The 24,522-nt window shown below is 54.5% G+C and carries 18 protein-coding genes and 1 pseudogene; 9 read left to right on the top strand and 10 right to left on the bottom strand.

Features of this window, described 5'->3' with window-relative positions; all coding sequences use genetic code 11:
• Positions 1-3 precede the first annotated feature (3 nt).
• From KP814_RS05760 to KP814_RS05740, 5 genes are all read right to left on the bottom strand, one after another.
• A complete protein-coding gene (locus KP814_RS05760) occupies positions 4-1,524 on the bottom strand; it encodes an NAD(P)/FAD-dependent oxidoreductase (RefSeq protein ID WP_216735859.1) in 1,521 nt (506 codons plus the stop codon).
• A 48-nt stretch (positions 1,525-1,572) separates the two neighbouring features.
• Positions 1,573-2,760, bottom strand: coding sequence for a Phenylacetic acid catabolic protein (locus KP814_RS05755; RefSeq protein ID WP_216735858.1), 1,188 nt, complete (start codon positions 2,758-2,760; stop codon positions 1,573-1,575).
• A 4-nt stretch (positions 2,761-2,764) separates the two neighbouring features.
• The gene (locus KP814_RS05750; protein ID WP_216735857.1) at positions 2,765-4,165 is read right to left on the bottom strand and encodes an enoyl-CoA hydratase/isomerase family protein; all 1,401 of its coding nucleotides are present in this window, start codon (positions 4,163-4,165) and stop codon (positions 2,765-2,767) included.
• 28 nt (positions 4,166-4,193) lie between these two features.
• Positions 4,194-5,174, bottom strand: a complete 981-nt coding sequence (locus tag KP814_RS05745; RefSeq protein ID WP_216735856.1) for an NAD-dependent epimerase/dehydratase family protein — start codon at positions 5,172-5,174, stop codon at positions 4,194-4,196.
• Positions 5,175-5,262: 88 nt separating this feature from the next.
• Positions 5,263-5,979, bottom strand: a complete 717-nt coding sequence (locus tag KP814_RS05740) for a nitroreductase family protein (protein ID WP_216735855.1) — start codon at positions 5,977-5,979, stop codon at positions 5,263-5,265.
• 224 nt (positions 5,980-6,203) lie between these two features.
• Between KP814_RS05740 and KP814_RS05735 the strand changes: the two genes are divergently transcribed.
• Genes KP814_RS05735 through KP814_RS05720 form a run of 4 tightly spaced genes read left to right on the top strand, consistent with a single transcriptional unit; the run spans position 6,204 to position 11,353 of the window.
• Positions 6,204-6,818, top strand: coding sequence for a Dabb family protein (locus KP814_RS05735; protein ID WP_216735854.1), 615 nt, complete (start codon positions 6,204-6,206; stop codon positions 6,816-6,818).
• A gap of 49 nt (positions 6,819-6,867) precedes the next feature.
• Positions 6,868-7,722, top strand: coding sequence for an outer membrane lipoprotein-sorting protein (locus KP814_RS05730; protein WP_127969851.1), 855 nt, complete (start codon positions 6,868-6,870; stop codon positions 7,720-7,722).
• 23 nt (positions 7,723-7,745) lie between these two features.
• Entirely contained in the window at positions 7,746-9,008 is a 1,263-nt protein-coding gene (locus tag KP814_RS05725; protein WP_216735853.1) for a hypothetical protein, read from the top strand.
• A gap of 14 nt (positions 9,009-9,022) precedes the next feature.
• Complete coding sequence (locus KP814_RS05720; RefSeq protein ID WP_216735852.1) at positions 9,023-11,353, top strand: RND family transporter; 2,331 nt, start codon at positions 9,023-9,025, stop codon at positions 11,351-11,353.
• Positions 11,354-11,840: 487 nt separating this feature from the next.
• Here KP814_RS05720 and KP814_RS05715 read toward each other — a convergent pair whose 3' ends face one another.
• Together KP814_RS05715 and KP814_RS05710 are read right to left on the bottom strand one after the other, a co-directional pair.
• The gene (locus tag KP814_RS05715) at positions 11,841-12,146 is read right to left on the bottom strand and encodes a hypothetical protein (protein WP_216735851.1); all 306 of its coding nucleotides are present in this window, start codon (positions 12,144-12,146) and stop codon (positions 11,841-11,843) included.
• Between the two features lie 131 nt (positions 12,147-12,277).
• The gene (locus tag KP814_RS05710) at positions 12,278-12,739 is read right to left on the bottom strand and encodes an Lrp/AsnC family transcriptional regulator (protein WP_216735850.1); all 462 of its coding nucleotides are present in this window, start codon (positions 12,737-12,739) and stop codon (positions 12,278-12,280) included.
• Between the two features lie 147 nt (positions 12,740-12,886).
• Between KP814_RS05710 and KP814_RS05705 the strand changes: the two genes are divergently transcribed.
• Positions 12,887-13,810: a DMT family transporter gene (locus tag KP814_RS05705; RefSeq protein WP_371824035.1), complete on the top strand. Its 924-nt coding sequence runs from the start codon at positions 12,887-12,889 to the stop codon at positions 13,808-13,810.
• A gap of 138 nt (positions 13,811-13,948) precedes the next feature.
• Here KP814_RS05705 and KP814_RS05700 read toward each other — a convergent pair whose 3' ends face one another.
• The 3 genes and pseudogenes from KP814_RS05700 to KP814_RS05695 all read right to left on the bottom strand — a co-directional run bounded on the left by KP814_RS05700 (position 13,949) and on the right by KP814_RS05695 (position 15,952).
• A complete protein-coding gene (locus tag KP814_RS05700; protein WP_253938188.1) occupies positions 13,949-14,674 on the bottom strand; it encodes a substrate binding domain-containing protein in 726 nt (241 codons plus the stop codon).
• A gap of 66 nt (positions 14,675-14,740) precedes the next feature.
• Positions 14,741-14,899, bottom strand: a pseudogene (locus tag KP814_RS33340) (LysR family transcriptional regulator); the annotation flags it as partial.
• A 735-nt stretch (positions 14,900-15,634) separates the two neighbouring features.
• Complete coding sequence (locus KP814_RS05695; RefSeq protein WP_216735848.1) at positions 15,635-15,952, bottom strand: 2Fe-2S iron-sulfur cluster-binding protein; 318 nt, start codon at positions 15,950-15,952, stop codon at positions 15,635-15,637.
• A gap of 1,147 nt (positions 15,953-17,099) precedes the next feature.
• Here KP814_RS05695 and KP814_RS05690 point away from each other — a divergent pair.
• From KP814_RS05690 to KP814_RS05675, 4 genes are all read left to right on the top strand, one after another.
• Positions 17,100-19,316 carry a M4 family metallopeptidase gene (locus KP814_RS05690; protein ID WP_216735847.1) on the top strand — a complete coding sequence of 739 codons (2,217 nt, stop codon included), beginning with the start codon at positions 17,100-17,102 and terminating at the stop codon, positions 19,314-19,316.
• Positions 19,317-19,853: 537 nt separating this feature from the next.
• Entirely contained in the window at positions 19,854-21,998 is a 2,145-nt protein-coding gene (locus KP814_RS05685) for a choice-of-anchor B family protein (protein WP_216735846.1), read from the top strand.
• Between the two features lie 206 nt (positions 21,999-22,204).
• Positions 22,205-23,146, top strand: coding sequence for a FixH family protein (locus tag KP814_RS05680; protein WP_216735845.1), 942 nt, complete (start codon positions 22,205-22,207; stop codon positions 23,144-23,146).
• Positions 23,147-23,154: 8 nt separating this feature from the next.
• Complete coding sequence (locus KP814_RS05675; RefSeq protein ID WP_216735844.1) at positions 23,155-24,486, top strand: cytochrome-c peroxidase; 1,332 nt, start codon at positions 23,155-23,157, stop codon at positions 24,484-24,486.
• Positions 24,487-24,522 lie beyond the last annotated feature (36 nt).

Raw genomic sequence — 24,522 nt, 5'->3', positions numbered from 1 at the left:
TGATCAGGCCAATTCCGCGAAGTATCGGGATGACTTGTCCAACCGACGGTGCACGCCGCCGTAAATGGGGTTGCCGTAATCCCGGTAGTTGTAGTCTTTCATTTCGAAGCGCACGAAATCGCGCAGATAATCGAGCTGCTCCTGGGTCACCTCATCGCGTTCATGCAGGTCCTTCACCATGGTGTAGAACTCTTCGAACTTGGCGACGAAGTTGTCGTCGCCGACGTTGAGCAGCAGGAACTTGAGATCGTGCGGACGTTTGATGCCGCCACGGTGCACGAAGCTCTCCGCGCCCATGAAGCAGAAGAAGCAGTAGTACTTGAACACTTCGAAGTGGCGCATGCTCTTGTAGATGCCGTCCACCATGCGGCAGACGTACTTCCACTCCTTGAACAGCGCGGTTTCGTAGTTCTCCAGATATTGACGGGAAAAGTCGTCGTCCTTGAGCATCTTGGTATGCAGCATGTCTACGATGCGATGTGCGCAAAGTAAGGTAAAGCCGAGTCCGGTGCTAAACCAACCATCACCTCCTACCGCCGAACCCGGCAACATGGCCCAACGATCGCCGACCGCTTGTTTTGTGCGAAACTGAATGCGTTTGGTCTTGATAAACGGCATCAAGGTTTCGCGTCCCTTCAACATCTTTTCGACAATCGGATAACGTCCGATGATCTCCCAGAATTCTTCTTCCCCGGTTTTGTCATTGATTGGATAGGTGTCGATATCCAGGTTCAGCCCCACACTGGTGACGCCGTTGTCGAACGGGATGAACCAGATCCAGCCGCCGTCGAAGCAGTGGTGCTGGGTGCCGCGAATACGCGGAACCGGGGTGCGTCCGATAAAGGCGTCATCGCATTCCAGACTGCTTTCGAAGTCGCCGATATCCTTGAAGTGAGTGAAAATGCTGCGGCTTTTCAGCGGCGTATCCAGTTCTTCCTGCGGCACAATCAGGTCGTAACGCTGGGAAATCAGCGAACGATGGCCGGTGCCGTCGATGATGAACCTGGTCTTGATTTCGCTGGCGCTTCCGTCTGGACGGGAGCACTTGATCACCGCGCCGTCGTCATTGAATTCAATGTCTTCAACGGTGGTTTCCTCGAAATAATCCGCGCCGTAGCTGATCGCCACGTCCACCAGATATTTGTCGCTCTCCGCACGGTACAACTGCGTGTCCACTTCCGGCGTCTGCACGATGATTTCCGGCACGGCGCCATTGCTCAGTTTGGCGGAGGACAATCCAGGTTCATGCCAGAAGTAGTGGAACAGCTCCTTGGGTCCGCAGGTGATCGGCATGTGCGCGTTCATGATGGTGTCGTAACTGGCCAGATTGACGAACTCGGGAATGTCGTATTTCTGACCCAGATGCCGAATCGTCTTACTCATGATGGGCGTAGTCGATTCGCCCAGCGCGAAGCGCGGGTGCTTGCCCTTCTCAATCAGCGCCACAGTGTGGCCCAGTTTCGCCAGCATGATGGCGCTTGCGGCGCCTCCGAATCCTGATCCGATGATTGCAACGTCGTACATAACTTTATCCATCCGTATTAATGTGCCGTGTCTGTCCAAGGTCCCCGTCTACGCCGCCGTCATGGTCGGCAGCGCCTGACGAATCCTGTCCGTGTAGCTTCTGAAGTACTCCGTGCTACACAGTTTCTCCGGCAGCACACGGGTCAGGTAATTGATGTATTCAAAGGGGCTGATGCGATTGCCATCCACATCGAAAGTGGACTCATGTATCCCCTCGCCGCTGCGGAAGCGCAGGAAGCGAGTCGAAGGCAGCCGCAGAATCGCGGTTTCTTTCGCCATCAGACGCACCTGCTCCTTGCTCAGTTCAGGATGTCGACGCTGCAAGATGGCCGCGTTAAGAGAGTTGAGCAGCCACTCGATCTCTTTGATGTAACCGCCAATCGCCTCTTTGTTGGACATGGTTTTGAAACTGAATTCCAGGTTGGACTCGCCGCCCTCCTCGCTGCCGAACATTTCCAGCGCGCGGGGATACCAGAGATTGATCTTTTTCTGGATGTCCGCCAGGGTCCAAGGGCCTTCGCCTACCGCCGCCATTTCGCAGATTTCCTTCAGCACTTCCCAACCGGTTTTCAGGTGGAAGGCTTCTTCTTTCAGCATGGGACGCATGCTGGCGGCCATGGGCGCGTAGGCGAACTCTTCCTGCATGGTGAGCTGGAAGCGCCCCACCCGGTCGATGAAGCAGGCGAAAGTGACGTTATCCAGCGAGTCCGTAAAAGGAATGTTGAACGCGTCCAGCACATGGGAGCCGGTGTTCATGGACAACAGCTCGTCCAGGGTGTTTTCCGCGATGCGGCTGGACCCGGTGGTGGACCAGCTGGGGTCGTGAGACAACACCCAGAACATCTGGTAAGCGTGACGAAACTCTTCCGCCATGATGCGCAGCACGCTGAACTTCGCCTTATCCGTGTAGCAGGTGTTCACGGTGTCCATATGCTGCTGGATGGAACCCAGCTCGGTGCTGCACTGGGCCTTGATGATGCGCAGCGCCTGATACAGCATGGAGCCTTTCATCTCGCGGGCGGTGGCGTACTTCTTCACGCCCTGATACTTGCCCTGATTGATGAGGTCCGCTTTCACTTCGGAGAGCTTGGCGGTCAAACGCCAGGCCGGATCATTCGGGAAGTAGACATCCCAATACTTCTCCAGCAGACCGATGTCCGGGAAGTTCTTGCGCTGCCATTCGATCAACGCGTCGTGATACTTCTTATCAATGGTGTATTCGTTAATGGCGGCCATTTTCCTATGCCCCTTTAAAGTTTGGTGTGCGTTTTTCGATGTACGCGCTCATGCCTTCCTGACTGTCCGCGCCGATGAATAGTTGCTCCTGCAGGTGGCGCTCCAGCAGCAGCGCTGAGGGAATGCTCTCCGCATAACCTTTACTGATGGCCAGCTTGGCGTAGCCGATGGCGGTGCTGGCGCCGTTGGGCGGCAGAAACCGGGTCATGTAACGCGCCACCCAGGCCAGAGGATCTTCCTCGTCGATGCAACGGAACAGACCTGTTTCCACCAGTCGCGCCAACGTCACTTGTTTGCCGGCGAGCGCTGCGGGAAGCTGGCTGGGATAGCGTTGCAGAATCGCCAGCTCGCCCGTGGGCAGCGCCACCTCCGCCGTCAATCCGGCCTGGTCGCAGAAGCGGAAGTCGCAGGCCAACGCCAGTTCCATTTCCAGCTCCGACATGGCGCGGTTGCAGTAGAGCACGCACAGGCGGGCGAAGCCGTCGATGCGGGAGAACACCCTGCGACCGTACTCGACCACAAAGTCATCGTTATCAATCAGCTCGTCGGCTCGCAGGAGGCCCGCAGACAGATCAATCGCCAAGGCGTATACGTCTTCGTCGATGCGGGCCTCCAGCAGCCGTTCGTTGAGCGCGCGCAATGTGGAGAACGCATCCGCCGAGACGCTGGCTTCGGTCAAAGTAATCACCGCCAGCCCGTTCTCTTTGCGCAGGGTCGCCAATCCTTCGGGGAACGGCGTGCTCAGGCTCTGCGCCAGCGCCGCGCCGGTTTCGCTGGAGAGCGTCGGCGCCGGTTTCAGCGCGTTCAGTTGCTCGCGGGTGAACGCGATGGCGCGATTGAGGAAGCCTTCCTGGGGATAAATCTCGTCCACCAGACCGATCTCTTTCGCACGCTCCGCACTGATGAACTGCCCCTGGGTGATCATTTCCAGCGCAGTCTGCGGTCCCACCAGACGCGTCAGACGTTGCGTGCCGCCCATCCCCGGGATAACGCCCAGGCGCACTTCCGGGAAACCGATGTTGTACTCGCCTTCCACCGCCACCCGCTTGTGCGCCACCAGCGCCAGCTCCAGCCCGCCGCCAGTGATGTTGCCGTTGATGGCGGCGACGATCAGCTTCTTGGAATGAGTGATCGCTTCCAGCACTTCCGCGGCGTACAGAATGAAGTTGGAGTTGAACTTCTTGCCTGCGGTCAACAGCATGCCGATGTTCACTCCACCGGAGAAAAAGCGCGCGCCCTTGCCAGTGATGACGATCGCCTGCACCTGCGGGTCCGCCTCCAGCGCCAGGAACTTGTATTCCAGTTCATGCAGCAGGTCGTAAGTCAGTGTGTTGGCGGACGGATCGTCCAGTTCCAGAATGGCGATGGACTCATCCAGGCGATTGTTGATAAAGCGAAAATCCATGTTTGTCTCCTTGCTGGCGTTGCGGGAATCAGGCGGGCGACGCCTGCAGTTTTTGACCTGCGCGGGCGCGTCTCATGCTGCGCACCACATCGCCGACTTCATCGAGAAAACGCGGGTGTTTCAGGGTGAAGCCGGTGCTCTTCAATTTGGCGTTGCTGATGCGCTGGGACAGGGTCATGAACTCCACCGCGCACTTGCCGCCCAGGATCGCCACCAGCCATCTCGGCATGGTCATCACCCGCGTCTTACCCAGCGCTCTGGCGATGGAGGTGACGAATTCGCGCTGAGTGACCGGCTGGTCGTCGGCGATGTGAAAAAATTCGCCGGCGTAWTTGACGTCAGTGATATGCGCGATGGCGCGACCGACATCTTCCACGTGTCCGGTGGTGATGTAGTTCTTGCCGTCGCCGACCACGCCCATCTGCCCTTTTTCCAGCGGCTTGACGAAGACTTCGTCAAAGGAGGAAGTGGGCTTGTCGCCGTATACCACGCTGGGGGCCACGGCGATGATCAACGGCAATCCTTCGGCAATCGCCTGCTGGCACAGCTTGGTGGCGGGCGTCGCAACCCGGTTGAAACCGGAGGGGGTATAGCGAATGGGGGTTTCTTCCGTCACCCAGTCCAAGCCCATGTCTTCGAAGATGGTGGTGCCGGTGACGTTGACCACCGCTTTGATGCCTTTTCGGCGCGCCAGATCGATAGTGACTTTGATCCAGCGGGTGTATTTCTCGCAGCACTTTTCCGCGTGGCTGACGCTGAAACGCGCCGGCATGCCGTCGGTGAAAAAGCCCAGCACATTGATGGCGTAATCGATCTTGGGCAGCTTTGACAGCCACTCTTCGGGGCGGTAGACATCGCCCATGACGGGCGTGACGCCGATGGATCTCAATTTGGCGGCGCTGGCTTCACTACGCGCCAGTCCCAGTACTTTATTGCCTTTGGCGATATGGCTTCTGGCGGTTTCCTCGCCGATGAATCCGGTTGCGCCCATAATGAATATGGTGTCCACAGTGCCTCCTTCTAAAGACAGTCTTCGTTTCGCGTGCTTTTAATTGTTGTCGCAGTGGAGTCCGCCGAAGCGTCCCTGCGCCCGCCGTTCAATCCCGGTACTTGTCCTCATGGGTGAAACGGGCCGCCGGAATGCGCCTTTTGCCTGTCCCCGGCTGGCTGACGCCTTTGCCGATGGTCAGAATCATGGCGATCTCCACTCTGTCTTCATCCAGATGCAGAAGCTCGGAAACCCGTTTGTAGTTGAACCCGGACATGGGGCAGCTTTGATAGTCCAGCGATTCCGCAATCAACATCACCGACATGGCGAACAGATTCGCGGAACGCATGGCCTCATCTCTCTCCAGCGCAGGATTGTTTGCGTATATGGAACGCAGCATGTTGGCGAACGCCGCACGGTCCTGGGGATTACGGCTGTGGCAGAACGGCATGCCGGGAGTGGCCCAGGCTTTCTTATCGGCGCACACCACCAGGATCTCCGCCGCTTCGCTGATCTGCTTTTGATTCCAGGCCGCTTTCAGAATCTCGTTTCTGAGCGCCTGGCGCCGCACCCGAATCACGCGCCAATGCTGTATGTTGAAGGCCGAAGGCGACAGGCTGGCCTGCTGCAGGATGTACTCCACATCCGTTTCCGGAATGACGCAGTCCGCATGGAAGCGTTTGTACGCCTTGCGTTTACGCAGCAGTTTCGAAAGCACCGCGGCGTCCTGACGTTGCGAGCCCGGCTTGGTGCGTTTGAAGTATCCGGTGTCCGCATCGGCTACCCAGTCTTCTATGGTTTCGTATTCGCCTTCGATGAATAACATGAGCCTGCAATCCGTGATTTCGCTGTTTGAAAAACCTTAATTGACTCCCCTTCTCGTTGGCTACAACCAAAATCGGGACACAATGTCTCACCATTAACGGTTGCTCAGAGGCGCCCCGCTCATTAAGAATTTGGCCGATAGCAAAGTTGGAACGCTTTATTTAAGTGTTTGAATTAACGAGAGATAAGGAATGCATCAGGCGCATTTCGGAAGTGGAGCCCAGTATGAGATTCAAACCAGAGACGGGTAAATTCAGAACGGAGACAGGATTGTCCCGGTTATTTACCCAAGGCGCGGCGACCTGGACGGAAAACGACGGCTTTCTCTGGCGACTCATGCGTCAGACAGCGGAGGAGTTCGCCGAAGCCGCCGAGCGGTTTCTCATTCAGGCGACGGAAAACGCCTCCGCTCCCACCGAAAAAGAACGCAAGTTCGCCCCCGCCGCCGCATTGCGCTCGTTGCGCAGCCGACTGTTCCGGGCTCACCGGGAAAGCGGCGCCTACAAGCGCATTGTCATGGTGAAGTTCAAGGACGACGCCTCCGCCGCGGATATCGACAGTTTTCAGCAGGCGCTCAATCGCCTCGCCGCCCTGTCTGAAGGTCTGTTGAGCATGGATTGCGGCCCCATACATCGGCTGCAGGGAGAAGAATCCTTATCAGCGGTGTCACCCGATGTCAGTTATGGAGATTTCATTTCCATCTGGACCTTCAAGTCGGAGCACTACCTGCAACGCTTCATCGACAATCCCGAGCACAAAAAGATCGCTGCGCGTTATTTCAAACCCGTAGTGTCCAACCGATACGTCATCAATCACCTGTCCCGGCCCCACGACGCTTGAGTCGCGGGATGACCGGCGGCGGTCACACAGGAATCAGCGGAGATTCATCATGCAAAGAGGAGCACTTTCCATCGCATTTCTGACGGCGGCGCTGACGGCCGGCGCGGTTCAGGCGGGCAATTACGACGAGAAAAACATCAACGGATATCTGGACCCGATCGCCGCGCGCCATCAGTCCGAGTCCCAGAAAAAAGGACTGGAGATTTACACCCATCAGTACCTGATTGACGAGGGCTGGACCTCAACCGAGGCGCGCATGGAAATGACCCTGGTGGACGCCCAGGGCCGCACCAGCAAGCGCCTGGTAATCAAAAAAATGATGGAGGAAGCCGGGGTGCCTGATAAAACCATCGGTATCTTCGTCGAGCCCAACGACATCAAAGGCACGGTGATGCTTACCTTTGAACAGTCCGAAGGCGCGGACAATCAGTGGCTGTTCATGCCCACCATCAAACGCACCAAGAAGATCAACGCGCAGAACAAGTCGGGATCTTTCGTTGGCTCCGAGTTCAGCTGGGAAGATATCTCCACCACGGAACTGTCCAAATACACGTACAACCTGCTGAGCGAAACGCCGGATTACTGGGTGGTGGAACGCACGCCGGTGTATGGCTATTCCGGTTACAGCAAGCAGGTCACCCATGTGGACAAGAGTAACTATCAGACCAGTTACATCGAGTTTTACGACGCCAAGGGCGACATGCTGAAAACCCTGACGCTGAGCGAATGGAATAAGTACGAGAACCGCTTCTGGCGTCCCAAGCACTTTGAGATGGTGAACCTGCAGAACAAGAAGAAAACCATTCTGCAGCTCAGCGACTATGTGTTTGGCGCCGCTGACGGCGGCGAGTTCAATAGCTTCAACCTGAGCCGGGTGAGCAACGACACCCTGCGCCGCTTTTAACCTCGGCGGCGAAAGGGATGCTCATGCCCAGGCACTCACACTTGCGATTTGCGTCACAGCGAGCGGGCGCGGCGACCCTGGCGTTAGCCATCGCCCTGCCCCTCGGCGCCGGCGCTGCGGACATCTCCGTCACCAGCGCCTACCTCAGCCCTGAGATTTACTGGTATCCGCAGAACGGCGCGCCGATTCAGGATCATGGCAATGCGGCGCTGGCGGGATCGGCGGAGCTGTTCACCTACCTCCCGCACAACTGGAGCCTGAAAGCCACGCCCTATGGTCGCATGGATTTCGTTGACGTCAATCGTCACCGCGTCGACTTCAAGGAACTGGATTTCGAGTATTTCCACGATAGCCACATCGTGAATATCGGACTGCGTCACGTGTCCTGGAGCACTGTGGAAGCAGTGAACGTTCTGCCGTTGCAGGTGGCGGATGTGATCAACCAGCGCGACATCGCCGGCGATCCTGCGGGCCAGGACAAACTCGGCGCCCCCAGCATTCGCTACGCGTATCAGGCGGAATCCATGCAGTATGAAGTGTATGCGCTGCCCTGGTTTCGCGAGCGCACTCTGCCCAGTCGCGAAGCCCGGGAGAATCCCACCCGCGGACAACTGGAGTTCGACGAGGACGACGCCCTGTTCACCGATGATCGGGACAATCACCGCCTGAGTTACGCGCTGCGGGTGGAGAAAGTAACCGGAGAGGTGAACCTCGCCGCCTTTCATTACGACGGTTATCGCCAGGACCCGCTCTTTGTTCCCGGCGCCGAGCCCGGACATTTACGCCCACTGTATTACAAGGTGAGAACCACGGGTTTTACTGTGCAGGGCACTGCGGGAAGCTGGTTGTACAAAGGCGAGTTCGCTTACAACAATACGGAAGAATCCAGCTCGCGCTATACGTTGCCGACGGACTTTTTCGCCGCCGTGGCGGGCGCGGAATACACCTTTATCCGCCCGGAAGAACAAGCGGACCTCAGCGTTTTCGCCGAGTATATCTATGACTCTCGCGGCGATGACTCGCTGGGGACGCCTTTCGATCAGGATCTCTTCGTCGGCGTGCGCTGGGCCTCCAACGATTACAACGACAGCACGCTGATCGTCGGGGCCATTGCGGACCTCAATCACAGCGCGGCGGTCTATCACCTCAACTTCAAACGTCGTCTGACCCCCAATATCGCCATGGAACTGACTTTACGCGGTTACGACCCAGACGACAGCGATCCGTTGTATCCCCTGCGCGATGACCAATTGATCAACGCTTCATTCACTTACTATTTCGACTGATCCGGTGATTCACTATGAACAGGCTAGCTCTCACTCTCGCCCATCTGATCATCGCCGCCCCGAAACGGGTGATTGCGTTTCTGCTGTTGATGCCCGTGCTTCTGTCGCCGGGGTTGCAACACATCAAATTCAACGACGATTATCGGGTGTACTTTTCCAAAGACAATGTGGATCTAGTGGCCTGGGAAAATCTGTTGGATACTTACTCCCGCACCGATCCGCTGATTGTGACGGTAGAGGCGACCCAGGGCGCAGACCTGTTCTCCCCGGAAGTGATGGAAGCAGTGCAGCGGCTGACGGAAGAGTTATGGCAAGTGGATTTCGTCACCCGCGTGGATTCGATCACCAACTTCCAGCACATCGAGGCGGACGCAGAAGAAATCCTGGTGGAAGATCTGGTTCTGCCGGAGAAACTGCATAATCCAGGCTATCTCAGTTCCCGCCGGACCATCGCCGAGAGCGAGCCGCGCATCAAGGACAGAATGCTGTCTTCCGATGGCAAGGTCACCGCCATTTATCTGCAGTTGATGATTCCCGACAAGGAAAACGCCATCGCCGAGGCCGCCGCCAAGGTGCGCTCCATTCGCGATGACTATGAACAACGCTACGCCAACCTCGACATTCGTCTGGGCGGCATCGTCATGCTCAACGCCGCTTTCGATGAGTACGCCCGCGCCGATATGGCGACGTTGTTTCCACTGATGTTCCTGATTTTTATGGTCATCATGGCGCTGCTGTTCCGTTCCTGGAAAGTCACGTTGTGCATCGTGTTCTCAACGATTCTCACGGTTTTCTCAGCCTTTGGCGTCACCGGTTTTCTGGGTATCGAATTCAGTCCCCACAGCTCCATTGCGCCTCACGTTATTCTCACCATCAGCGTGGCGGTGGGCATCCATGTGGCGCTCAGCTACCTGTTCGGTCGCGCCCGCCATCCAGGCCGGGACGATGCGGTCAAACACACGCTGCAACAGAATATTTATCCTGTCACCCTGACCAGCCTCACCACCGGCATTGGCTTCTTGTCCATGCTGTACAGCGATGTGCCGCCGTTCCAACACCTCGGCGTCATGTGCGCGCTGGGCGTGCTGTTCGCCTACATCAACTCCATGATTTTGATTCCTGCGTCCATGATGTTAATGAACATTCAGCGCGATCAGTCCGCCACTTCCGTGATCAGTCAGCTTTGCAAGGCGCTGGGGGAATTTCTGGTGCGCAGAAAAGCGTTAGTGGCGGTGGTGTTTCTGGGCCTGATGTCAGCGCCGCTCTATGGATTACGCTATTTCACGATCGACGATCATCCGGTGAAGATGTTCGAGAAAGGCACTGAATTCCGGGACGATGCGGACTTTATCGATCAACGTCTGGCCGGCACCACAACCATTCATTTCAGTCTCGACACCAGCGTTGAACAAGGCATTTCCGATCCGGTTTTCCTGCAAGACGCAGAAGCCTTCAAACAGCATTTGCTCGATGACCCCATGATCAATCATGTGGCGTCTTTGACTGACACGCTGAAGCGGGTCAACAAGTCTCTGCACAATGGCGATCAGGCGTTCTATAAAACGGCGGACTCTCAAGAAGCCAACGCCCAGGCGCTGCTGTTCTATGAAGCTAACCTGCCCTTCGGTCAGGAGATCAACAATGAGATCAATATCGCCAAGTCCTCCACCCGCATGATCGCCACTATCTCCTCCTCCAGCTCCAGTGAAATCATCAATCTGGTGGACCGCACGCATCAATGGCTGCAGGACAATGTACACAGTTTCAAAAGCCGGGGCGTGTCGGTGCTGGTGATGTTTTCTTACATGATTGAACGACTGGCGGACAATATGATCATCAACGCCGCGCTGGCCACCGTATTGATCGGTCTGGTGTTAACGTTGACGCTGGGCAGCGTGCGCCTGGGGCTGATATCCATGGCCCCCAATCTGGCGCCCATACTGGTGGCGTTTGGCGTCTGGTCGCTATGTGGAGGCTCACTGGACTTCGCCGCCGTGCTGATCTTCGCCATGACCCTGGGCGTAGTGGTGGACGACACCGTCCATTTCATCAGCAAATACCTGCGCCTGACCCGCGATCAGGGCATGACGCCCAACGAAGCCGTCGTGGAAACCTTCCGCAGCATCGGCCCCGCCCTGCTGATATCCACCGTCGTCCTGTCAGTCGGCTTCCTCGCCTTCTCCCTCAGCCACTTCCACATGAACGTGACCCTGGGCATCATGTCCTCCCTCACCTTCCTCATCGCCCTCATCTTCGACTTCATCATGCTCCCACTCCTCCTCCTGACCTTCGGCCCCAAACCAAAACCCGCCGCAGAACCACTGAAGAATACAGTGACGGCTTGAAGAATTTTGGAGTGGTTGGCGCCCACCGCCTAGTGCGGTGGGTTGAGAGGGGGACGCGACAGAGAGAGTTCTTCCACCTCTGAAAAACTACCTGCGTTGCCGCCAACGTTTTTTAGAGATTCCCTATCCCTGATCTACACACCCCGTTCGCCCTGAGCTTGTCGAAGGGCCTCCCAGAGCGCTAATCTAAAGACCAGCCTGGGTAGAAAAAACAACTGGATTTAACGTTAGTGTTCCACTAATTCCGGTGTCCGCCTGTCGAATAAGAAACGAGTCATCAAGAGCCCTTCGACAAGCTCAGGGCGAACGGAGGGAGTCGCGGGGAAATCGCCCAGCATGTTCAATATTTGCCAGGTTGGCCGCCGAAAAAGAGGATGAGACTTAGGGCGCCTCAGTATCATTAGAGTTTACGCTCCCTGAGCTGGTTCAGGTGATTTTCTGAACTCTTTTGTCCACAATCATAGGCGCGTACTTCTGCCGACGGATATCATTGCTCATCTGATACTTTCTCCCAGATACTTTCATATCCCTGCCTTTCAAGATATCCAGATATTGAATACATTATTTTCTCATTCCAAAACTCGTTGGATTCAACAAACAAAGATGGCTCACCCTGTTCTTCATCTTCAATAGATTTATCCACCATTCGCCAAAAGAAACGACTTAAGTATTCAGCCTCGTCTTCAGAACCTGCTTCTCCCGCCTCCAGTATATTTAACGCTCTAGAGTCGTTCATTTTCCTAGCGTAATGAGAAACGTACTCTTTTTCTTCAGGAAATTTGAAAGTAATCATAATACTCCCCCTTCATTTCGGATTACTGACATCCGGTGAGCCACAAATTTCAGTTTCTCTACAAGTTTGCTTACATGCATTCTCCCAGTGACTGCATGGTGATAACCCTCTGCGCCAAACCCAACAAAAACTCACAACGGCAAACTCAAGTCGGCTTTTACCGCTTCGATAGCGATGATGGTGTAGAACTTACTGATCTTCATGTCGTCTGGAAACAGTTTGCGGGTGAGTAGGTCGTATTCGGCGATGTTGGCCACGTTGACGATTAATACGAAATCGAACTCCCCTGCTACGTAGTAGCATTGCTGCACTTCCGGGAATTTGATGACCCGGCGTTTGAAGGCGTCGACGATTCGTGGTCCGCCTTTTTCCAGAATTACCTGAATGATGACGGTCATTCTGTTACCCAGCAGTTGCGAGTTCAGAATCGCCACTTCCTTGTGAATAATCCCCTGCTCTCTCAATCTCTTAATGCGACGCTGGATCGCCGTGGGCGATAGGCCAATCTTCTCCGCCAGTTGTTGGGAGGTTTGCTGGCAGTCTTCCTGCAGTGCTTTGAGTAATGCGACGTCAAACGAGTCCAGTGCGTTCATTTTCGCCTCTTTTATGCGTTTATTATGAAAATAAGCGGATTTCCGACATTCTAAATCATAAATACGCAGAAATTCCCCCCAGCCATCCTCCTAAAATGTCGTTCTGGCATTCGGCAATTAAAAGTTTCAAATAGCAGTAGGTGAATCGTGACAGTTGAGCGGGCTCGTATTGGACAAGGCATCGCCATGGGCGTCCTGGCGGCATTGATTTGGGGTATCTGGCCGGTTATTTCCCGTCTGGGCGTGCAGCAAACTTTAACTGCCTATGATGTGGCAGCCATTCGCTTTATTGTAGCTGGCGTGATTTTTCTGCCCTGGGTCATCAAGTCGGGTTTGGGTGGCCTGACCTGGAGACAGGCGCTGATCCTCACCACCGGCGCCGGCGCGCCCTATGTTTTAATCAGCGTTGGCGGTCTCACTTTAGCGCCTGCAAGTCATGGCGGGGTCATCATTTCCGGTTGCGCCTTTTTGTTCGCCACACTGGGCAGCGTTCTGTTATTGAGCGACCGTCCCTCTTCCCAGCGCTGGATCGGTTTCATGCTGATTGCCTTGGGCATCATGAGTATTGGCTATCGGAGCGTCACCACTTCATCGGACGCTCTTGCTAACGCCTGGATTGGCGACCTGGTGTTCGTCCTGTCCGGTTTCCTGTGGGCGTCCTACACCCTCAACAGCAAACGCTACAATGTTCCGCCGGTCACCGGAGCAGCCATCGTGTCCGTTCTATCCATGCTGATATATGTTCCCGCTTATCTAACGCTCGGCGAGCCTCACCTGCTTCAGGCAAGCGGGCAGGAGTTAATGGTTCAAGGCGTTTTCCAAGGCGTCCTCGCTGCCGCCATCGCCCTGGTGTGCTACACCAAATCCATCTCCATTCTGGGCGCAGCGCAAGCCGCCGTCTTCACGTCTCTGGCGCCCGGCCTGGCGGTGCTTTTCGGTGATGTCATACTCGGCGAAACGCCAAGCTCCGCCGAATATATCGGCGTCTCTCTGGTCATACTGGGATTACTGACTTCACTGGGATTATTCAATTGGCGGAGAGCGTCTGGCGCTGTGGCGGCAGACTCCTGAACAGAGCTATTTATGATCAGGAACTCACGACTGAGAAGAAAGTTCGACGCTAACTAAACCGTTCAGAAGAGCGAGCTTTCCGATATCTCTGAAGGGGAGACAATATCGGAAAGCTCCGGGCGCGCTGCTTACTTTTGACTATTTCTGCATCAGCAACGGTTCTCTGTCGACATTCTTATGCGGGGGAATCATGGTATGGGGGGATGGGAAAACATCGTCGACATATATTTCCCAGGGCGGTATTGGGCGGGTTTCCTCTACAACGTGGTTAATGAACTTCCTGACGTGGGCGGGTTGGTGACGGGATTGGGTGTACACCAGGTTGAGGTGCCGCGTGGGTTGGAAGCATTCTTTCTGAATGGGGATCAGAATGCCTTCTCTGATTTCATCCACGCACATAAACACCGGCAGTACAGCAATACCAAAGCCGTCCATCGCCATTTGTTTCGCCAATGAAAAGTCATTTATCTGCACGCGATCGCCAATCTTCTCATTGATCCGGAAATCATCCAGAAGCTTGCAATCATGCATGGCGATAATGGTGTGATTGATGACGTCATTGGGATTATCAGGCAGTCCGTTCATTTCCACATATTCCGGGCTCGCCACATAAGTAAAGGTCAATACGCCAAGTCCCCGCGCAATCATGGTCGAATCCACCAGCGGCCCCAGCCGGAACGCCATGTCTATCCCTTCACTGATCAGACAGGTGCGGCGGTTGCTGAGATGTATATCGATTTTTACTTGCGGGGTTTTCTTGAGGAAATTGGTGAACAATTTCGACATGGCGTTATTGTTATTAAACGCCAGGGGCATACTGACTTTAATTTCACCTACCGGAGTGCTTTGTAGGGATTTGACCATCGCATTGGCCTCCTCCGCTTGCTGCACTATACAGGTGCAATATTGGAAATACGCTTGACCGGCGGTGGTCAATTCAAAGTTACGAGTGGTTCTCCTTATCAGGCAAACGCCTAATGATTCCTCCAATTGAATAATTTTACGACTGATGGTTTGTTTACTTATACCAAGCATCTGACTTGCGGAAGTAATGCTCTTAGTTTCCGCGACCTTGGTAAAAATACACATACTGTTAAGATCCATAGTGCATTCATCCCTAACTATAATGAAAAGCTTATTTTCTTAGTTTTATTAACGCCCGGCGTCTGGCCTCCAGCTACCGGTCAGTCGGTCCTGCGACCAACGTCTTTTCAACTAAACTGCAACCTATTCCAACAGCTGATGATCCATCTTTTTAGTTATAAACAGGTTCAACCGTCTGTGCTGTTAAATATTCACATTTGGTGAACCTTTTCAGTCGCAACGCCTTACCGCTGAACCGCAAAGAGCGCCGCCTCCGGCGGAGAACGCATCACGTTCGCGCACGGAAATTCAGGGTGTCATGAACCGGCAAACCCGGTTCTTATTAGTTCCAGGGGAAGTAATAGTTATTCAGTATTTTTTGATATTTTGTGGAGTGAGCATTCATCCTCAGAGCAGAATGTAAACTGATTCGATGAAGCTTTAAATAAACCTTTAGCCTAAACCGGGATATTTTTTTAAAAAGTGCTTCCGTCACCATAACTTAACCCTATTGTCCTACAAGTTTCGACTTGGATGAAATACCCGCACCCAGAGCTCCTGGATAGAGATATTTATACGTGAAGAGATCAGGAGATTGGAAACGCGGAGGCGGGATTAGTTCCGCTGACGCACCGTCGCGGACAATAAAAACGATTAAGTGATCATCCCTTTTAAGACGAACCTTAATCGCCTGCGTGCGCCCCACCGCCAAACAGCCCGGAGGGGTGAAGTAAGCGAGAGTCAGTTATCTTCGGTCAACTCCAACAACAGACCGTCCAACTCTTCTGCATAACTTATCTGACACGCCAGCCTCGACACTCCCTCGATGTAATCAGGCTTGGTTTCCAGCAGTTCGGCTTCATCATAAGCAGGTTCAGGCAAGTGGCGTGCGTTCTCCCCGCGCACATGAACATGACAGGTGCCGCAAATGCAAGCGCCTCCGCAAATGGCGGCCATCTCAAAGCCGTTGTCTCGCAACAGCTCCATGAGAGAGTAACCCTCAACCGCCTGGATTTTTACTTCCGCGCCTTGCAAATCCTTCACGTTTATCGTTCCCATGCTCCACTATCACCCTGTCTTGTCTTTACTTCCCACCGCGCGGAGACATCCGCCGCACAGTCGACCCTGTTACGCCCTGACTCGCGTCGTCATTCGAAAGGCAGGTATTTTTCCTGCGTTTTTTTGGGATTCTATCAATTTCTCCGAACCCGGATAGCGTCATAACAGGGAAACATTGTCCCAATTTTGAAGCGATAATTGTCCCATTCGGTTTAATACCAGGCCACCAATACACAATTAATTCGCTTATATAAAAGCAAGTAAAGCGCGCTTTTTCCAAATTCTCACTATACGTTTCTTCTATTGAAACCATGAAAGGAAATCAATTTTTAAACAGAACCTTTATTTCATCTCCGTAATATTTACCGACGCAGATAAAATATTTATGTCAAAGAGAGCGACGGCCGAGATGAGCGGCAGTTCTCAAAACTTAATGCCGTTTATTAAATACCATCAGTAAAAACCGAAAGAATCAACCACTTAACCTGTGTTTTGAGCATAGACATAGGCTTTTACCACTACGGTAAATACCTATAGATAATCGATTATCCTAGTCCTTATTAACGTTGACAGATTGTAATTTTTTAACCTACTATTTTTTCCACTTGCTTGCCGCGGCGTCAGCAAACGATGCGAATGGAAATACCAACTCATACAAAAATCGCATCAAGGAACGACTCCGGCAGCCAAGTTGGCGGATTGTCGCCAAGCCTGGGAATTCAGAGGGTTATCCCTCTCATCAAACAGATGTGCGAGTGACCCGGGTGGCGCATCCCCATAACAAGGATGGGAAAGAACTGTACTTGGATGTTTGGCGATTCGGATAATTAAAGGGCTACCAAGTGCAGTGTATGGATAGCTCTAACGCGACAGGGTTAGCGCGTAAAAAAGATAACAAACGGGTTTGCTAAAAGCCTTATATGACTTTTACATGGAATGTGAAGTTTATTTGCCGTCACTTCACTGCATTTCATACTTTTACCAAAGCATGAAATGATCCTATTGGATCAGGTGTATTTATATCCAAAGCCTGTTCTATTTCGTTTGCCTATCTTTTTATATATCGTTTCCTTTCGTATATATCTTCCTTCTCGCTGAACGCCAGTATGCTTCGACCCGGTTAAATAATTAAAACTGGAGTTTTAGCATGTCTGATCGACACTTTAAGCTTAATGCCTTGATAGTAGGCCTTACGCTCGCTTCCGCTCATACAATGGCGGCGGAGCGCGTAGATCTCCGCACTCATCAAAGCGCGGGATTCTTAGCGTCTGGCTCATCTATGGCTTCCCTGAGCAACGATGCTGCTTTGGGACTGTTAGGGGAGAATGGCCTAGTCAAGCTTTCGAGCCGAACCGAAGCGAACGGCCGCACCTATGAAAGACTGCAGCAAACCTATCATGGACTGAAGGTTTTCGGCGAACACATCATCATGGTGCGCGATGCGAACGACGAAGTGGTCCACATGAGCGGCGGCCTGATTCAGGGCATCCAAGCGGATCTGGACAATGGTTTCGTACCCGGAGCCAACCCCACCATTTCCGACAAGGAAGCGCTGAACATTGCGAAAAACAACAGCGGATTCACCTTCGTGAATGCGCCGCAATATCGCAATGAATCCTCCGAACTGATGATCTACTTCGACCAGGAATCCGAACAGGCGAAACTGGTCTACGTCGTCAACTATTTCTCCGAAGCAACCAATGGCGCGCCTGATCCCAAGCGTCCATTCTTCATCATCGACGCTCATAGCGGCGACGTGATCAAGACCTGGGACGGCCTGGCGCATCAAGAAGCCACTGGCCCCGGAGGCAACCAGAAAACTGGAAAATACGAGTACGGCACCGACTATCCCACTTTTGAAGTGGACTCCCAATGTCGTATGAGCACCGCCAATGTTGAAACGATCAACCTGAACCACGGCACTTCCGGCGGTTCGATCCACCAGTTCACCTGCCCGAGAAACACCGTCAAGGAAATCAACGGCGCATACTCTCCACTGAATGACGCACACTTCTTCGGTATCGAAGTGTTCAAAATGTACAACCAGTGGTTCAACACCTCCCCGCTCAACACCAAGCTGAAACTGCGCGTGCACTACAGCAATGGCTATGAGAACGCCTTCTGGGACGGCAGCCAAATGACTTTCGGCGATGGCGCCAGCTACTTCTATCCGCTGGTTGACATCAACGTGGTCGCGCACGAAGTCTCTCACGGCTTCACCGAGTTCAACTCCGGCCTGGTCTATGAAAGACAGCCCGGCGGCATGAACGAGGCGTTCTCCGACATGGCTGGCGAAGCGGCTGAGTTCTTCATGCACGGCGAAAACGACTTCTATGTCGGCGCAGCCATCATGAAAAACGGCGACGGTCTGCGTTACATGGACAACCCTCCACGTGACGGCAGCTCTATCGGCCACGCCAGCGACTACTATGACGGCCTGGACGTGCATCACAGCAGCGGCGTTTACAACAAAGCCTTCTACCTGCTGGCCACCACCAGCGGCTGGGACACCAAGAAAGCCTTTGAAGTATTCGTGCGCGCCAACCAGACCTACTGGACGCCAAACTCCAACTTCAACGACGGCGCTTGCGGCGTTGAGTCCGCTGCGGAAGACAAAGGCTACAGCAAAGCCGACGTTACCGCTGCGTTCGAGCAAGTTGGCGTAAGCTGCGACGGCACTGATCCTGGCGATCAAGTCATCACCATGGAGAAAGCAACGCCGATCGAAGGCCTTTCCGGCAACCAGGGCTCAATGAAGTACTACAAACTGAGCGTACCAGCTGACGCTACCGATCTGGTCTTCACCATGAGCGGCGGCAGCGGCGACGCTGACATGTACGTCAAGTTCGGCTCCAAGCCAAGCACCTCCAGCTACGACTGCCGTCCATACAAAAACGGCAACGATGAAGTGTGCACCTTCGAAGCGCCAAGCGAAGGCGACTACTACGTCATGCTGCGCGGCTACTCCAGCTACTCCGGCGTAACCTTGGTCGGCGACTTTAACGGCGACACCGATCCTGGCGGCGGCGAGTTCGAAAACACTGATGACTATGCGATTCCAGACAACGACGCCAATGGCGTTTCCAGCCCGATCGAAGTGAAAGAAATCGGCACAGCCAACTCCGTTGAAGTGACTGTGAACGTTGTTCACACCTACATCGGCGACCTGGTTGTTCAGCTGGTCGGTCCAGACGGTAGCGTTCAAACTCTGCACAACCGCTCCGGCGGCAGCGCGGATAATCTGAACAAAACCTACACCGTAAATCTGGGCGGCAAAAACGTCGACGGTACCTGGGAGCTGAAAGTCACTGACCGCGCAAGACGCGACACTGGCTACATCGACAGCTGGAAAATGGTGTTCTAAGACAGGCCCTCAAGGTCTGATCTGATTCCATAAATGTGACCGCAGTCTCGGACTGCGTAAATATCCGGCGACGCAAGTCGTCGGATATTTTCGATTTTATTTAACGCTGGTAAATTCAAGTTACCTATTGTGACATCAATGTGTTACGAAAAGGTGCATTAACGCACTGTTTTAGCGCCGCCACGGTCCGGATGCTGACCGCAAGGCCAGATTCCAGGGAAGCGGCGCATGGTGCGATTATTGCTGAATAGCCGGTTCGCCACGGCTAGAACGAACGCCCGAGATGAATTAGGACGAACGACATATAGGCCAGAAGCCAATGATCGTATTCAATAACAAGGCGTTTCCGTAGTGGCGAAGATTGCGTGATTTCACGCGAGTGACGTGGATGACCGAACAGGGGTTTGGGGCTTCCAGTCGCAGTACTCGACAGACAAGGATAACGTCATGTTCTCCCCGATGACCGTTTCTTCGTCGGTAGTGGAATTCAGCGGAACTAATAAAACTCAAACCGCAGAGTTATAAGGAAATATAAAGATGAAAAATCTTCCTTTAAAGGCTGTAGCGGCGACTAGCGCTCTCTTGCTCTCTTCTCATTCCTGGGGGCACAGCGCAATGTTTCCTGACGGCTTTAAGTACGACAATTCGAACGAGGGCGCGCCAAGCCCAATGATGAGTGCGATGATGGCCGATGAGGGGTCGGCGTCCGTCGCAAGCTTCACCGCCAGCACAGAATGCCAGAATGGCGGCGCCGCAGGTTATCCCTGTAAAAACGTTGACCTGATGTCATTTTTGCCGAAAGGCGATATGGGCGGCGGCTCCGCCAACCTGAACGACATCTGGGGTTACACCGACCCGCAGACCGGCAAGGAAATCGCTATTGTCGGCCGCGAGAACGGCACCTCTTTTGTTGACGTGACAGACGCGGAGAACCCGGTTTACCTGGGCTTCCTGCCTTCACACAACAACGGCTCCGACTCCTGGCGGGATATTAAAACCTACAATGACCATGCGTTCATCGTCGCTGACGGCAGCGGCAACCGCACTCATGGCCTGCAGGTGTTCGACCTGACCACCCTGCGCAACGTGACGCCAGGCTCCACCCTGACGGAAACGGCGCATCTGGGCGGTTTCGGCAATGCGCACAACATCGCCATCAACGAAGAAACCGGTTACGCCTACATCGTGGGCAGTAACCAGTGTAGCGGCGGCCTGTACATGGTGGACGTGTCCAACCCGACTGCGCCTTCCTACTCCGGCTGTTTCTCCGCTGACGGTTATACCCACGACACTCAGTGCGTGGTGTACAACGGTCCGGATTCGCGCTACTTCGGCAAGGAAATCTGCGTTGGCTACAACGAAGACACCATCACCATCGTAGACGTCTCCAACAAGAGCAACCCTCAACAGATCTCGCGTACGCCTTACCAGGGCTCGCAGTATACGCACCAGGGCTGGTTCATCGATGACAACCACTCTGTGTTGATCATGAACGATGAGCTGGATGAGCAAAACTCCGGCATCAACACCACGTCTTATATCTGGGACGTGAGCGATCTGCAGCATCCGGTAGAGCTTGGACGTTACGTCGGCCCAACCGAAGCGATCGACCACAACCTTTACACCAAAGACGGTTATGTGTTCGAAACCAACTACCGCGCAGGTCTGCGTATTCTTAACGCAGACGATATCGCCAACGGCAACCTGGAGGAAGTGGCGTATTTCGATACGATCCCCAACTCCAACGCAGCGCAGTTCTCCGGCACCTGGAGTAACTACGCCTACTTCGCCAGCGGCAACATCATCCTGAGCGACATTGGTAACGGTCTGTTCACAGTGAAACCAGATTGGGACGCGATTGGAAACCCTGATCCAGACCCCGATCCAGATCCAAGCGACTACTGCGAAGCCTCTGGCGCCAACGCCAGCGAAGAGTGGATCGGTAAAGTGGAAATCGGCGAATTCGCCAATGCTTCCGGCTCGTCCAAGTACAGCGACTTCACTGACATGACTGTCGCACTGGCCGCCGGCGAAACCAGCGTCACTCTGACTCCTTCTTTCAGCGGCAGCTCCTACAAAGAGTCCTGGAAGATCTGGGTTGACCTGAATGGCGACGGCGACTTCGAAGACAGCGGTGAAGAAGTGTTCAGCTCCGGCAGCGCTTCCTCGTCTCCAGTAACCGGTTCTCTGAACATTCCAGCCTCTGCGGCTGAAGGCAAAACCCGTATGCGCGTGGCCATGCGTTACAACGCAGCGCCCAGCCCTTGCGGCACCTTCAACTACGGTGAAGTGGAAGACTATACGGTTGAAATCGGCGATGGCGGCGAACCGCCCACTGATCCAGACAGCTACGAGAACACCACTCCATTCGCCATTCCGGATAACAACGGAACCGGCATCAGCAGCCCGATTGACGTGACCCGCTCCGGCGCTTCCGGCACAGTCAGCGTCACCGTGGACATCACCCACACCTACAAAGGCGACCTGGTGGTGGACCTGCTGCATCCGGATGGAACTGTGTTCAACCTGCATAACCGCACTGGCGGCTCCGCTGACAACATCCAGCAGACCTTCAGCGTCGACGTCGGCGCTAAAGACTCCGCAGGACAGTGGAAGCTTCGGGTCAAGGATCAGGCCAGACGCGATACAGGCACGCTGAACAGTTGGGGCGTTAAGTTCTAACTGACCGGCTGATCGGATAAAGGGGCAAGTTGGGGAGACTTGCCCCTGTTTTCGTTTATATCGGGACTTGTCGGCGCAATAGCGTCGCCAGCCCCGAACCCAAATAAAATAAGAAGCTCTTCAGAGAAGTTTCCCCAAGGCGACGTAGATCGCCCCCGCAGAGCAAGAAAGGGGAACTGAAGGGAATACATAAAGATGGACTGTTCATGAAACACATTGCCCAAGTTTTTTTGTTGCTCACCCTAATGCCGGGTGTCGCCACCGCTGAAGACCCCGCGCAGGCGCCCGCCCCCGAAACTGAAATCTCCAATTTATCCATGCAGGTCGCCAGTCGCCTGCTTACTGAAGCGCAAGAGCTGGAGCAAAACTCGGTCAACGTTCTTCGCAACGCCAGCCACATCCGCAAACAGGTGAATGAAATGCGGGTGGTGGAAAGGTCTTTGAAAGACAAGAAACAGAAAGACTCCTTTGGCCAGTCAATCGATATGCTGAACAGCCAGTTGGAGCTTTGGCAGAAACAGGGCGCAGACCTGCGTGAAAGCAGCTCCAAATTGAAGAATTACGCCCTGGCGCTGATTGAAGAAGGCTTCATTCGGCAGTGGAGCGATTGGGTGAAACTGACCGGCCCCATGCGTTTGCAGACGTCTCACAATCAGATGCTCGCCCATAACACGCAGATTCGTAGCGTTCATCCTTCCATGTTGAATCGCATGACCGCTACGCCGGAAACCGTGAAGCCGGACTCCATGAGCCTGGAAATCCCGGCGATGACTGGACAGCAAGCCCCGGCGGACCTGGATATTCGCACTTTCCAGGCGTCCCGCGACCTCAATTTCTTTGCGCATATTGAGCCTCTAACAGAAGGCTCTCCCGAACCGCTAACGCCACTGAACGAGATTCACAAGTGGAACTTCCTGTTGTCGGACATGAACGGCGAACCCATCACCGACGCCAAGATTGAATTCTCCGGCCATATGCCAGGCCACGTTCACGGTCTGCCGACGCAACCCCGCATCACCGCGGAGTCCGCTCCCGGCGTGTATAAAGTGGACGGCGTCAAGTTCCAGATGGCGGGTTGGTGGGTCATTCAGTTTGACGTTACCGCCCAAGGCAAATCCGACACTATCGTGTTCAATCTCGTACTCTAGAGGGCTGTATGTTGAGGATCAAACATATCGCAGCAGGCGTGCTGGCGGCGATATCCAGCATTGCTGTCGCCGCCTCGGACGTCTACCAGTTTACTGATGCGGACCGGGACTTTATCGCCAGATTCTCCCTGTCCGCTCTTCCCGAGCTGCCCGCCGCGCCCAGCAATAAATACGCGGATAATGAAGAAGCCGCCGAGCTGGGCCGCATGCTTTTCTTTGACCGCAGCCTGAGCGGCAACGGACAAGTCTCCTGTGCGCAGTGCCATAACCCGCAGCTATATTTCACGGATGGCCTGCCGCAGTCTCAAGCCATCGGAACCACCCGTCGCAGCGCACCTTCTATTCCCGGCGCCATCTATGGCCCCTGGCAATTTTGGGACGGCCGCACGGACAGCCTGTGGGCGCAGGCGCTGTCGCCAATGGAGGATCAGAACGAACACGGCCTTGATCGCACCAGCGCGGCCAAAGCCATGGCGACGGACTACCGTGAGGAATACGTCAAACTGTTCGGCGACGCCAATGATCTCGACGCCGTCTCCGGCCTGACTCTCCCCGCCAGCCCTAAAGTCGCCGGTGACGCGGAGAAGAACTGGTCGCAACTCAGCGCCGCTCAACAGGAAGCGGTCAACCGGGTGTTCGCCAATATGGGCAAAGCCATCATGGCCTACGAGCGCAAGCTCAAGCTGCCCCCTGCCCGCTTCGACCAGTTTATTGATCTGTTGGAGAAAAAAGCCGGCGAGGACAAACTCAAGACCGTCATGAGCGCAGATGAAATTCAGGGCATGCGTCTGTTCATGGGCAAGGCGAACTGCGCCAGTTGCCATAACGGCCCATTGTTCACCAACTTTGAATTCCACAATATCGGCGCGCCGGAACCGGACGTAAAACAGGTCGACCTGGGTCGCTTCCAAGGCGTCAACGACCTCACCAAGAATGAGTTCACCTGCCTGTCTCCCGTCAGCGACGCTGAGCTGGAACAGTGCGAGGAAATGGCGTTTCTGAAGAAACAGGGACCAGAGCTGGTCGGCGCCTTCAAGACGCCCAGTCTGCGTAATGTGGCGGCGACCGCGCCTTACATGCAGGCGGGACAGTTCGCAACGCTGCAGGATGTGGTGCAGCACTATAACAAACCCAAACCGCCCTACTACGACCGCGAGCAACACCCCAGCCGCCCGCACTTCGACATCATTCCCTTAGGCTTGACGGAAGAAGAGCTAGCGCAATTGGTGGCGTTTCTGGGATCGTTGACGTCGCCCTTACCCAAGGACGACAAGTGGTGGCAAGACCCGTACCTGGAAGCCAACGGCGACTCCAGCGGACTGGCCTCTACGACTAAATAGCCTGACCAGAGTCAGGCCATTACGGCTCAGGCCTGA

The sequence above is a fragment of the Hahella sp. HN01 genome, from assembly GCF_018986435.1.
Classification (GTDB): domain Bacteria; phylum Pseudomonadota; class Gammaproteobacteria; order Pseudomonadales; family Oleiphilaceae; genus Hahella.
This window is presented reverse-complemented; position numbering and strand designations above follow the sequence as displayed.